Source organism: Paracraurococcus lichenis (genome assembly GCF_030657435.1).
Classification (GTDB): Bacteria; Pseudomonadota; Alphaproteobacteria; order Acetobacterales; family Acetobacteraceae; genus Paracraurococcus; species Paracraurococcus lichenis.
In genome coordinates this window covers 14,052-25,952 of record NZ_JAUTWS010000006.1, presented here as the reverse complement: position 1 = coordinate 25,952, position 11,901 = coordinate 14,052, and the positions used below count along the sequence as shown (strand labels likewise).

Annotated in this window: 11 protein-coding genes; 6 read left to right on the top strand and 5 right to left on the bottom strand. The window is 72.5% G+C overall.

The genetic code is table 11. The features are described 5' to 3' along the window. The first annotated feature begins 7 nt into the window (after positions 1 to 7). The 3 genes from Q7A36_RS07740 to Q7A36_RS07730 are packed head-to-tail and all read left to right on the top strand — an operon-like array spanning position 8 to position 2,438. Complete coding sequence (locus tag Q7A36_RS07740) at positions 8 to 847, top strand: nitroreductase family protein (RefSeq protein ID WP_305103100.1); 840 nt, start codon at positions 8 to 10, stop codon at positions 845 to 847. Next, positions 840 to 1,535, top strand: a complete 696-nt coding sequence (locus Q7A36_RS07735) for an NUDIX hydrolase (RefSeq protein WP_305103099.1) — start codon at positions 840 to 842, stop codon at positions 1,533 to 1,535. The genes Q7A36_RS07740 and Q7A36_RS07735 overlap by 8 nt, the downstream gene beginning before the upstream one ends. Positions 1,536 to 1,544: 9 nt before the next feature. Further along, complete coding sequence (locus Q7A36_RS07730) at positions 1,545 to 2,438, top strand: HNH endonuclease (RefSeq protein WP_305103098.1); 894 nt, start codon at positions 1,545 to 1,547, stop codon at positions 2,436 to 2,438. Between the two features lie 9 nt (positions 2,439 to 2,447). Here Q7A36_RS07730 and Q7A36_RS07725 read toward each other — a convergent pair whose 3' ends face one another. The 4 genes from Q7A36_RS07725 to Q7A36_RS07710 are packed head-to-tail and all read right to left on the bottom strand — an operon-like array spanning position 2,448 to position 6,847. Beyond that, the gene (locus tag Q7A36_RS07725; protein ID WP_305103097.1) at positions 2,448 to 3,323 is read right to left on the bottom strand and encodes an MBL fold metallo-hydrolase; all 876 of its coding nucleotides are present in this window, start codon (positions 3,321 to 3,323) and stop codon (positions 2,448 to 2,450) included. After that, the gene (locus Q7A36_RS07720; protein ID WP_305103096.1) at positions 3,323 to 4,213 is read right to left on the bottom strand and encodes a DMT family transporter; all 891 of its coding nucleotides are present in this window, start codon (positions 4,211 to 4,213) and stop codon (positions 3,323 to 3,325) included. Before Q7A36_RS07720 ends, Q7A36_RS07725 begins: the two co-directional genes overlap by 1 nt. Continuing rightward, positions 4,213 to 5,211 carry a DMT family transporter gene (locus Q7A36_RS07715; RefSeq protein WP_305103095.1) on the bottom strand — a complete coding sequence of 333 codons (999 nt, stop codon included), beginning with the start codon at positions 5,209 to 5,211 and terminating at the stop codon, positions 4,213 to 4,215. The genes Q7A36_RS07720 and Q7A36_RS07715 overlap by 1 nt, the downstream gene beginning before the upstream one ends. Positions 5,212 to 5,239: 28 nt before the next feature. Continuing rightward, positions 5,240 to 6,847, bottom strand: coding sequence for a hypothetical protein (locus Q7A36_RS07710; protein ID WP_305103094.1), 1,608 nt, complete (start codon positions 6,845 to 6,847; stop codon positions 5,240 to 5,242). Positions 6,848 to 7,001: 154 nt separating this feature from the next. On the opposite strand from Q7A36_RS07710, the gene Q7A36_RS07705 reads away from it, so the two are divergent. The 3 genes from Q7A36_RS07705 to Q7A36_RS07695 are packed head-to-tail and all read left to right on the top strand — an operon-like array spanning position 7,002 to position 9,084. Then, positions 7,002 to 7,736 carry a class I SAM-dependent methyltransferase gene (locus Q7A36_RS07705; protein WP_305103093.1) on the top strand — a complete coding sequence of 245 codons (735 nt, stop codon included), beginning with the start codon at positions 7,002 to 7,004 and terminating at the stop codon, positions 7,734 to 7,736. A gap of 14 nt (positions 7,737 to 7,750) precedes the next feature. Next, a complete protein-coding gene (locus Q7A36_RS07700) occupies positions 7,751 to 8,752 on the top strand; it encodes a glycosyltransferase family 2 protein (protein WP_305103092.1) in 1,002 nt (333 codons plus the stop codon). Then, positions 8,749 to 9,084 carry a DMT family transporter gene (locus Q7A36_RS07695; RefSeq protein WP_305103091.1) on the top strand — a complete coding sequence of 112 codons (336 nt, stop codon included), beginning with the start codon at positions 8,749 to 8,751 and terminating at the stop codon, positions 9,082 to 9,084. The genes Q7A36_RS07700 and Q7A36_RS07695 overlap by 4 nt, the downstream gene beginning before the upstream one ends. Positions 9,085 to 9,238: 154 nt before the next feature. Here the strand turns inward: Q7A36_RS07695 and Q7A36_RS07690 are convergent, their stop codons facing one another. Then, positions 9,239 to 11,884 (bottom strand): bifunctional acetate--CoA ligase family protein/GNAT family N-acetyltransferase, encoded by a 2,646-nt coding sequence (locus Q7A36_RS07690; RefSeq protein WP_305103090.1) that lies wholly within the window; start codon positions 11,882 to 11,884, stop codon positions 9,239 to 9,241. Positions 11,885 to 11,901: the final 17 nt, after the last annotated feature.

Sequence of the window (11,901 nt, the reverse complement as noted above, 5' to 3'; positions counted from 1 at the left end):
GCGCGCGATGCCCGAGAACGATCCAGACCGGCTGATCCGCGGCCGCTACGGCCTGCGGCCGGAAGAGCCTCTGCCCTTCGCGCCGCCCGCCGAGGTGCCGCCCGGCCTCGCCGCCATCCTCGACCGGCGCGTGACGCGCCGCTACGCGCCGGACCCGGTGCCGGAGCCCCTGTTGCAGACGCTGCTCGCCGCGGCGCAATCGGCGCCGAGCAAGTCGGACCTGCAGCAATACGCCATCATCGTCATCCAGGATGCCGGGAAGATCGCCCGCATCGCCGACTGGATCGGCGGCATGGACTGGATCAGGCAGGCGCCGGTCTTCCTGCTCTTCTGCGGCGACATCCGCCGCGGGCGGCGCGCCTGCGAGATTCACGGCCGCGCGCATGCCAACGACAACGTCGATACCTTCGTCAACGCCACGGCCGATGCCGCGCTCGCCCTCGGCTTCACGGTCATGGCGGCGGAGGCCGCGGGGCTCGGCACCTGCCCGATCTCCTATGTGCGGAACCATGTGGAGAAGATCGGGCCGCTCTGCGGCCTGCCGCCCGGCGTCTATCCGGTGGCAGGGCTGACGCTGGGCTTCCCCATGGGCGAGCGCAACTGGCTCTCGCCGCGCCTGCCGCAGCATGTCGTCGTCCACCGCGAGCGCTACGACGACAGCGGGCTGGCGGCAGCGCTGCCCGCCTACGACGCCGCGCGCCCGCCGGCCAAGCCCCGCTACCCCGAGATCCACGGCGCGAAGCCGGAAGGCTGCGGCTGGTCGGAGAATGCCGCGCGGCAGCTTTCGGTGCCGGAGCGCTTCGGCCTGCGCACCTGGCTGAAGCTGCAGGGCCTCTCGCTTGACTGACGGCCCGGCCCGCCACGAGCCGCCGACCGAGGACAATCCGGGCGCCGAGGCGGATGCGAAGCGCACGACGCCGCAGCGCGTCACGCCGAAGCACGCGGCGAGCGTCATCCTCTGGCGCCAGGGCAAGGACGGGCCGGAGGTGCTGATGGGCCTTCGCCATGCCCGGCACCGCTTCATGCCGAACGCCCTGGTCTTCCCCGGCGGCCGGGTGGACCGCGCCGACCACCGTGCCACGGCGATGCGCGAGTTGCCGGAATTCACCCTCGCCTGCCTCCGGCGGCAGGCGCCGCCCTCCCTCGCCCGCGCCCTCGGCATCGCCGCGGCGCGGGAGCTGCACGAGGAGACCGGGCTGGTGCTCGGCCGGATGGAGGGGCATGCGCTGCTGCCCGATCTCGGCGTGCTCGAGTATCTCTGCCGCGCGGTGACGCCGCCGCGCCTGCCGCGCCGCTTCAATGCCCGCTTCCTCATCGCGCCGGCCGAGGCCGCACATGGCACGCTGCGCGGCTCGGGCGAGCTCGAGGAACTGCGCTTCTTCGGCTTCGAGGACGCCTTCCGGCACCGCATCGCCAGCATCACCGCGAAGGTGCTGGCGGAATTCCGTGAATGGCTGGCGATGACGCCCGAGGAGCGGCTGGCGCGGGAGCTGATCTGCTTCCGCGGCCAGGACACGCGGCTACCGGAGCGCTGAACTGGCGCCATGGTGAAGGCGGTATTCACGACCAAGGTCAACCCCACCTACGACGACCTGCCTACATTCCGGTATCATTTCCCGCGGACCTACCTGAATCAGGCCCGTGCCGCGGTCGGCGATTGGATCGTATATTACGAGCCTCGCCGTAGCAGCGGCGATGAGGATAGCCGTGGCGGCCGGCAAGCGTATTTCGCGACGGCGCGTGTCACGACGATCGAGCCGGACGAGGTACGGCCCGACCACTTCTACGCCTTCGTCACCGACTACCTCGACTTCGATCTGCCTGTCACCTTCAAAGCTGGCAGCCACTATTTCGAGTCAGCGCTGCAGCGCGAGGATGGCGAAACCAACAAGGGAGCCTTTGGCCGCGCCGTCCGTTCTTTGCCCGAACGAGAATTCGATTCGATCCTGCGCGCTGGATTCGCACCGGTGCTTTCGCCCGCACGGCCCGACTTTGTCGTTCCGGGACTGGCGGAGGAACAGGAAGCTTTCGAGCGCCCTATCATAGAGCGCGTCACCAAGCGTTCCTTCCGTGACGCGGCATTCGCTGCCGCGGTAAAGACGGCCTATGACGACACCTGTGCCGTCACGGGCCTACGCCTGATCAATGGCGGAGGCCGTGCGGAAGTCCAGGCTGCCCATATCCGGCCTGTGGCCTCACAGGGCCCTGATACCGTGAGGAACGGCATCGCGCTCTCCGGCACAATCCACTGGATGTTCGACCGGGGCCTTATCTCGATAAGCGAGGACTACTCCATCCTGACGGCCGATCGCCTGCTTCCGGCGGGTGCGCGCGGCGTACTGACCCTAGCACGATCACTTCGACTGCCGGCACGACCGGAATGGCGGCCGCATCCGCAATTTCTGAAGCACCACCGTGAATACGTCTTCAAAGGCTGAGTGGATCCGTCAAAGCGGGCGCCAATTCTCCCCCTCCGCCCGCGCCACCTGTCCTTCCTGTTCCAGCTTGATCAGGTGGCTCAGCAGGCTCCGCCCCGCCGGCCTGACCAGCCGCGGGTCGAACGGCCCGTAGACCGGCCCGACCAGCGCATCCGCCGTCGCGGTGCCGGCCTCGCGCAGCGCCGCCAGCACCCGCGCCTCCCGCTCCTCCCGATGCGCGTGCAGGCCCTTGAGGAAGGGCTTCGGGTCGCGCAGCGCCGGGCCGTGCCCGGGCAGCAGCACGCGGTCGTCGCGCGCCATGACCCGCCCGAGGCTCCGCATGTAGTCCGCCATGTCGCCATCGGGCGGGCTGACCACGCTGGTTGACCAGCTCATCACATGGTCGGCGCTGAACAGCACACCGTTTCCGTCCATGGCGAAGCAGAGATGGTTGGCGCAATGCCCCGGCGTGTGCAGCGCGGTCAGGCGCCAGTCCCCGCCTTCCACCACGCCCCCGTCGGGCACCGCCACGTCAGGCCGGAAGCCATGGTCGCCGCCCTCGCCGCCGGCCTCGGGCGGCGTCATGTGCGGTCCGAAGCCATAGGTCCGCGCGCCCGTTGCCGCGACCAGCGCGGCAGCACCCGGCGAGTGGTCGCGGTGGGTATGCGTCACGATCACATGCGTCACCCGCTCGCCCTCGGTCGCACGCAGGATGGCGGCGAGATGCGCCGCATCCTCCGGCCCGGGGTCGATCACCGCGACCTCGCCGCGCCCGACGATATAGGTATTGGTGCCGCGGAAGGTGAAGGCGGAGGGGTTGTTGCAGACCAGGCGCCGCACGCCGGGCGCCGTCTCCTCCACCGCGCCATGCAGCAGCGGATCGTCCCTGAGGAAGGTCAGACCCATCAGCGTTTCCCTTTCCGGACGAGCTCCCGGTGCAGGATGTACAGGCCGGCCACCACGATCAAGGCGGACCCGCCCAGCATCGCCACCCCCGGCAGGTCGCCGAACACCATCCAGCCCAGGCCGATGGACCAGAGCAGCGCCGAATAGGAATAGGGTGCGACGGCCGAGACCTGCGCGCTCGCCCAGGCCTCGGTCAGCAGCCATTGCGCGCTGCCGCCGACCAGCCCGACCAGGACCAGCAGGCCCAGTTCCGTCCAGCCCGGCGTCACCCAGACGAAGGGCAGCAGCAGCGCCGCATAGGCGCCCATCAGCAGGGACTGCCAGAGCGTGATGGTGGTGCTGCTCTCGGTGGCCGAGAGCTGCCGCACCAGCAGCGTCGTCAGCGCCGAGAACATGCCCTGCGCCACGCCCGCGACCGTGCCCTTCACCAGCTCCGGCGAGACCGCGCCGAAGCCCACCCCCTGCCCGGCCGCGATCAGCAGCACGCCGCAGAAGCCGAGCACGACGGCGCTCCAGCGATGGAGGCCGACCTTCTCGCCGAGGAAGGGGATGGCGAGGATGGTGACGAAGAGCGGCTGCGTGTAGCCGAGCGCCACCTGCTCGGCGAGCGGCAGGACGCCCAGCGCATAGAAGCCGAGCGTCTGCGCCGCGATGCCGGTGCAGGCGCGCAGCGCGTGGCCGCCGAAGCGCTTCGTGCGCAGCGTCGCGCCGCCGGAGCGCGCGCAGATCAGCAGCACCACCGGTAGGGCGAAGGCGCTGCGGAAGAACATCAGCTCGATGACCGGGACGGTCTCGGCCAGGGACTTCACGATCGCGCCCATGGAGGTGAAGAGCGCATGCGCCGCCAGCATGCAGAGGGCGCCGCGGCGGATGTCGTGCCGGAGCGCCATCAGGCGGCCCTGTCCCGGGCCGGCACCGGGCTGCACGGCCCGGCCGCTGCATCGCGCTCCGCCCGCGCCCTCTCCTCGGCGCGGCGCACCCGCTCCCGGTGCACGTTGTAGAGCCCCGCCGCGATCACCACCGTGGCGCCGCCGAGCGTCGTCCAGGCCGGCACCTCGCCCCAGATCAGCCAGCCCAGCGGGATGCCCCAGAGCAGCGGCGAGTACTCGAAGGGCGCGATGGCCGAGACCGGCGCCAGCGCATAGCCGCGGCCGAAGAGCATCTGCGCCAGCGCGTTCAGCGCGGCGAAGCCGGCCAGCGTCGCCAGCGCCCAGGCCGGCGGCAGCAGCGGCGGCGGGCCGCCCGGCGGCCACATGACCGGCCAGGCCAGCAGCGCCGCGCCCACCGGCGCCTGCGCGATCAGCACCCAGAAGGCCATGCTGTCCGGCGTGTCCGTCCGGGTCAGGATGCGGGTCCAGATCCGGCTCAGCGCCATGACCGCGGTCGCCGCCAATAGCAGCGCCGATTCCCAGCGCCACAACTCGCCACCCGGCTGCAGCATGAAGAGCACGCCGGCGAAGCCGACCGCGGTGCTGCACCAGCGCCGCCAGCCCACCGTCTCGCCGAGCAGGGGGATGGCAAGCAGCGTCATCAGCAGCGGCGAGGCGGCGGCGACCGCATAGCTGTCGGCCAGCGAGACGCCGAGCGACCAGGCGAGGTACCAGGCGGCCGAGACGCCCGCCTGCAGCAGGCTCCGCAGCGCCAGCAGCCGCCGGTTCACCGCCCGCAGCGCCCGGCCGCGCGTCAGCAGCAGGACCACCGCGCCGCCGAAGAGCCCGCGCCAGACCATGGCGGCGGCCGGGCCGATCGCCGGCAGCACCCATTTCACCGTGGCATCCGCGACCGAGATCACGGCATAGCCGAGCGCGACCAGGGCAAGGCCCCGGAGCGCTTCCTCCCCCGTCGGCACCGCGCGATGCGCGGCACCCATGCCAGGCGCGTCGCGCATCAGCGCCGCCCGGCCCATTCTTCGGTCATCAGTCCTCGCGGCGCAGCAGCCGATAGCCCTCGATCTCGGCCGCCGGGCGGTAGCGCCGCAGCGTCTCGGCAAAGAGCGGGTGGCGGGAGAAGTATTCCAGGAAATCGAACTCCCGGCCACAGACCGGAATGCCCGGCCGGGTCGAGACCAGGATGGCGGCCGGCGGGGCGCGCGAGATGTCCTCGGCGACGGTGCGGTAGACGTAGAACTCGGTCCGCGACATCTCCCAGGTCTCGCGGTAGCGCGCGCCATCCGCCGGGCAGTCCCGGTAGACGCCCTCGAGCAGCCAGAGATTCATGGTCCTGAGCGTCGACTGCGCATGCGCGTAGTTCAGCGCCGGGTAGACCGGGAAGATGTCGGGCGAGAGGACCAGCAGGCGCTCGCCATAGGCCTCCCGCTTCAGCAGCGCCGTCACCTCCCCGCCGCGGGACCAGGACCAGGTGATCTCCCGCCAGGGCGCCTCGGCGCCGGCGAAGTTGTGGATGCCGATGCCGAAGGCGGCGACCAAGGCGAGCGTCGGCGCCGCGTGGGCGGCGCGCGGCGCCGGCAGCGCACGGTCCAGCCAGCGCGCGGCCATGACCACGGCCAGCAGCCCGGCCAACAGCCGGACCGGCAGGGCGTGGTAGGACCAGCCCTTGTGCTGCACCACCGCCGAGAGCGTGGCGCCGAGCGCCGCCACGGCGATGACCTTCGGCAGCGCCCCCCAGCTCGGCCGCGCCGCGGCAATCGAGAGCGGCAGCAGCAGCATCAGCGCGGTGCCCAGCCGCTCCGTCAGGATCACCTGCCACCAGGCGAAATCCCCGAGGCCGAGATAGTAGTCCCAGACCAGCGGCAGCACCTGGTCGAGATATTCGGGAAAGAGCAGCGGCAGGCTGGCGAGGTAGGCCAGCCAGATCCCGGCCATTGCCCAGGGCACCGGATCCGCCGCCGCCCGCGCCGGGCCGCGCCGGAGGAGCAGCAGCGCCTCCACCAGGGCGGGGATGGCCAGGAAATGCGGCTTCAGCGCGAAGCCGAGCGCGGCCAGCAGCACCGCCCCGCGGCCGAGGCCGGGCGGGGTCGCCTCCCCCTCCATCCGGCGGGCGGCATGGACGAGGTAGGGCAGCGCCGCCACCGCCATCAGGTGCTCCCGCTGGCCGAAGTCGTAGCCGGCGGCGAGCGTCAGCAGCGGCAGGGTGACGGCGAGGCTCGCCGCCTCCACCGGGCCGGGCGGCCGGGCGATGCGCAGCGCCAGCCAGGCCGAGAGGCCGCAGACCGCCAGCAGGCAGAGCAGCAGCCCCTGCACCGCATCCAGCGGCGTCCAGGCGCCGATCGCCGCCGGCAGGAGGTTCAGCACGAAGATCAGCGGCGGGTTGACGTCGATCAGGTCGGCATAGAGGCGTTCGCCGGCCAGCATCCGCTCGGCGAAGTTCAGCACCGCCGCCACATCGTGGTTCAGCGGCGGGGAGAGCGCGACCAGCAGGAAGGCCGCCGCCGGCAGCAGGGCGAGGAGCCGCAACAGCCGCGTGCCGGCGCGCCCGGCCGCGGCCGGCAGGGCGGCGGTCCCGGCCAGGGTGGTGGCGAGCGGCGCGCCGCCGGACCGGCGCGGAGGGGGATCGGGCTGCGTCATGGCCTTCGCGCCATCCTTGAACCGCCGGGGAACGAACCGCAATCATGTGACCAGCCGATTGTGACGGTCCTGCGGCCGCCGCAGGCGCCGGCCGGGGGGATGGTTGCGGAGACGCGCCTTGTTCCCGCCGGTGCCGCCATGCCAGAAGCGCCGCGTGGAACCCGCCGAATACGATCTCATGGACGCGGCCGAGGACGGCATGTGGTGGTATCGCGCCCTGCATGCCCAGGTCCTGGATGCGCTGGACCGCGCCGCGCCCTGGCACGGGCCGCTGCTCGATGCCGGCTGCGGCACCGGCGGCTTCCTCGCCCGGCTGCGCCGGCAGCGGCCGGACCAGCCGGCCGCGGGGGTGGAGTACCACGCGCGGGCGGCTGCCCGGGCGGCCGCCAAGTCAGGGGTCCCGGTCGCGGTCGGCACGGTCAATGCCCTGCCCTTCGCCGATGCCAGCTTCGGTGCCGTGGTCAGCCTGGACGTGCTCTGCCACGCCGCGGTGGAGCCAGGGCGGGCGCTGGCCGAGATGCTGCGGGTGCTGCGGCCCGGCGGGGTGCTGGTGGTGAACCTGCCGGCCTTCGACTGGCTGCGCTCCACCCATGACCTGCGGGTGCAGAACGCACGGCGCTACACCGCCCGCAGCGCCGCCGCGCTGCTGGCCGAGGCCGGCCTGGTCCGGGTCCGGCCGCATTACTGGAACAGCCTGCTGCTGCCCCTGATGGTGCTGCAGCGGAAGGTCTTGGCCCGCGCGCCCGAGGGCCGCTCCGATGTCGCCCCCTTTCCGCCCTGGATCGACCGCAGCCTGCATGCCGTATGCCGGCTGGAAAGGCTCCTCCAGCACGGCGGACTCCCCTTTCCCGCCGGCGGATCGGTGCTCGCCACCGCCCTCCGCCCCTGACCGCGAGGCCTGCCATGGATTCCCAGCCGATGGACGTCGCCGTCCCGCCCGCGGTCGGGCTCAGCATCGTCGTGCCGGTCTATCGCGGCGCCGCCACCGTCGGCCGGCTGGTCGAGGCGCTGTCGCGGCTCGAGCCCGCCGGCGGCATCGAGATCGTGCTGGTCAATGACGGCAGCCCGGACAATTCCGGCGATGTCTGCCGCGCGCTGGCGCGCAACGCGACCGTGCCGCTGACCTATCTGGAGCACGCGCGGAACTACGGCGAGCACAATGCGGTCCTGACCGGCCTGCGGCACGCGCGCGGCGCCTATGTCATCACCATGGACGACGACCTGCAGAACCCGCCGGAGGAGGTGCTGAAGCTCTACAACCACGCCCGGCTCGGCGGCTGGGACGTGGTCTATACCCGCTATGCCGAGAAGCAGCACGAGGGCTGGCGGAACCTCGGCAGCCGCTTCGCCAACCGCGTCGCCGACACGCTGCTCGACAAGCCGAAGGGGCTCTACCTCTCCTCCTTCCGCTGCATGAGCGCGCTGGTGGTGCGGGAGGTCACGAAGTACCGCGGCCCCTACCCTTATGTGGACGGGCTGATCATGCAGGTGACGCAGCGGATCGACAGCATCGAGGTGCTGCACCTCGCCCGCGCCGAGGGGCGGTCGAACTACACGCTGAAGCGGCTGGTGCTGCTCTGGCTGAACCTGGCGACCAATTTCTCGGTCCTGCCGCTCCGCCTGGCCATCGTCGCGGGCGTTGCCATGGGCATCCTCGGCTTCGTCCTCGCCATCCTGGTGATCGCCGAGGCATTGATCACCGGCACGCCCTCCGGCTGGGCCTCTTCCATGACCACCATGCTGCTGATCGCCGGCGTGCAGTTCCTCATCCTCGGCGTGCTCGGCGAATATGTCGGCCGCGCCTTCCTCTCGGCCAATGGCAAGCCGCAGGGCGTGGTGCGGGAGATGCTGGCGCCGCGCGTCGAACGATCCGCGGCCCGCCGGCCGGAGGATGCCCTGCGGTGACGATCCACTGGCTCTCCCTTGCCGCGGCGATCCTCACCTCGCTCGGCGGCCAGGTGCTGCTGAAGACCGGCGCGATCGGCGAGGGCAATTTCATCGTCCAGGTCTTCCGTCCCGCGACGATCATCGGGCTCATCGCCTATGGTGGCGCCGCCTTCCTCTACATCATCGCGCTGCGCAAGATCCCGATGAGCGTCGCCCTGCCCTGCACCGCCGCCAGCTACGTGGCGGTGGCGCTGATCGGCCACTTCATGTTCGGCGAGGCGCTCTCGGCACAGAAGCTCGCCGCCATCGGGCTGATCTGCGGCGGGGTGCTGATGCTGGCGACGGCGTAGCGCGATACGGGCAAGGCCGGGAAGGAAGAGTATATCCTCCCCCTCCTTCTTGTGGGTCGGCTGTTGCCGCGCGGCGGGTGCCAAACCCGGAAAAATAGAAGAGGGGTCCGGGGAGAATACCTTCTCCCCGGTCCTACCATTCGCCGACGGGCGCTCAGAGTACGAGCCGCGCCTCCATCACCTCCTCCTCCTCGGCCGAGCGCTTCAGCGTGAAGCCGAGCGAGCGCACGAAGGCCAGCATCGGCGCGTTGTCCGCCAGCACATGGCCCAGCACTTCCCGCACGCCGTTGGCGCGGCCCCATTCGAACAGCCGCTCCATCAGGTGCCGCCCGAGGCCCTGGCCCTTCATGGCCTTCAGCACGATGACGGCGAACTCCGCCGAGGCCGGCTCGCCCGGGTCGCGGATGAGGCGGGAGACGCCGACCGTCTCCTCCCCCCCGTCCGGCGCCCGCCGCACCGCGACGAAGGCGATCTCCCGGTCGTAGTCGATCTGGGTCAGCCGGGCGACCAGCGTCGGCGCCATCTCCTTCAGCGGGGAGAAGAAGCGCCAGCGGACATCCTCCGGGTCGAGCTTGCGGAAGGCCTCGGCATGCGCCGCGGCGTCCTCGGGACGGATCGGCCGCACCTCCAGCACCTCGCCCGACCGCGTCCGCCAGGGCCGCGCCAGCTCCGCCGGATAGGGCGGGATGGCGAGCACGCCGCACTCGCCCTCCGGCCGCAGCGTCAGGTGGGCATCGACCGCGAGCACCCCGAGCGAATCGGCGAAGAGCGGGTTGACCGTCAGCGTCTCGATCTCGGGGAAGTCCACCGCGATCTGGGAGAGGCGCACCAGCGCATCGGCGACCGCCGCCTGGTTCACCGGCGCATGGTCGCGCCAGCCGCCCATCAGCCGCGCGGTGCGGGAGCGGCCGATGAGCTGCCCCGCCAGCGTCAGGTTCAGCGGCGGCAGGTCATGCGCCTCGTCCTCCGCGAGGTCGGCGGCGGTGCCGCCCTGGCCGAAGCCGATCCAGGGCCCGAACATCGGATCGTCGCCGAGCCGCATGCGGAGCTCGAGCGCGCGGGCCGCCTGGCGCTGCACCAGGAAGCCCTCGATCCTTGCGTCAGGCCGCCTGGCCGTCACGCGGGCCAGCATCGCCTCCGCCTCCGCCTTCACCGCGGCGGTGGAGGAGAGGCCGACAGCGACGCCGCCCACCTCGCTCTTGTGCCGCAGGTCGGGGCTGAGGATCTTGAGGACCACGGGGAAGCCCAGCATGGCGGCGGCATCCGCCGCCTCCTGCGGGCCGGCGGCGAGCCGGCCGGGCACGGTCGGCAGGCCATAGGCCGCGAGCACGCCGAGCGCCTCCTCCTCGGTGAGCGCGCGGCGGAAGCCGGCGCGCGCGGCCTCGAGGATCCGGCGGACGGCGGTGCGGTCCGGCGCCAGCTCCAGCACCTCGCGGGAGGGCAGCTCGGCCGCCGCGGCGCGGTTGCGCCGGTCCCGCGCCAGGTGCAGGGCGCCGCGCACCGCCGCCTCGGGCGTCGGGAAGACGGCGAGGCCGGCCTGCGCCATGGCCTGGCGCTGCCGGCCGGCGGTCGCCTGCCCGGTCCAGGCGACGAAGACCGGTGCGCTGCGCTGGCCGCCGGTGCGGGCGGCGGCGATCATCGCCTCGGCGGCGACGTCGCCGGCCTCCTCCGGCGCCGGGGCATGCACGGCGACCACCGCATCCACCTCCGGCAGGGCGGCCAGCATGGTCGCGGCCTCGGCGATGCGCGGCCCGGTGGCGGGGCCGAGGGAGAGCGGGTTGCCCGGCCGCCAGCCCTCCGGCAGCAGCATCTCGAAGGCGGCCAGCGCCTCGGGCGAGAGCTGCGCCAGCCGCCCGCCGCCCGACAGCACCGCATCGGCGGCAAGCTGGCCGAGGCCGATGCCGTTGGTGACGATGGCGATGCGGTCGCCGCGCGCCGAATCCGGGCCGCCGCCGAGGCGCGGGCGGACCCGCGCCAGGGTCTCGGCGGCGGAGAGGACGTCGTCGAGGGTCGAGACGCGCAGCACGCCGGCGCGGCGCAGCGCCGCTTCCATCACGCAGTCGCCGATGCCGCTGTGGTCGGCGGTGCGGCCGCCGGCGCGGATCGCCACGACCGGCCGGGTGCGGGCAACGGCGCGGGCGGCGGAGACGAAGGCGCGGCGGTTGCGGATGCGCCGGATGTCGAGCAGCACGGCGCCCGTCGCCACGTCCCGCGCCAGCCAGTCCAGCGCCATGGCGAAGCCGATGGTGGCATTGCCGCCGATGCCGATGACATGGCTGAAGCCGACGGATTCCGCCGCCGCCCAGTCCAGCACCGTCCGGGCGAGCGCCGAGGACTGGGTGACGAGGGCGAGCTTGCCGGGGGCGGGCGCGATATGGGCGAGCGAGGCGTTGAGGCCGATCGAGGGCACGCAGAGGCCGAAGCTACCCTGGCCGAAGGCCCTGACCCCGGTGCGGGCGGAGATGGCGGCGAGGTCCGGCGCGGAGCCCGGGACCACGGCGGCGAGGCAGCCGCGGGCGGCAAGCTGCGCCATCGCCGGCTCGAGCAGCGCCGGCGGCAGGCAGAGCACGGCGAGGTCCGGCGCCTCCGGCAGCGCCTCGACGCTCGCGGCCGGGATCAGCCCCTCGGCCGGCAGGCCGATGGCGTAGAGCCTGCCCTTGAAGCCGCCCGCGGCCAGGTTGCGGGCGATGATCGCGGCCTCCGGCGCGGCGGGATCGGCCATCAGCACGACGCTGCGGGGCCGGAACATGGCGGCCGCCCGGAAGCTGGCGGTACCGCGGATGGCGATCATACTGGGCATGGTGCACCGCACAATGC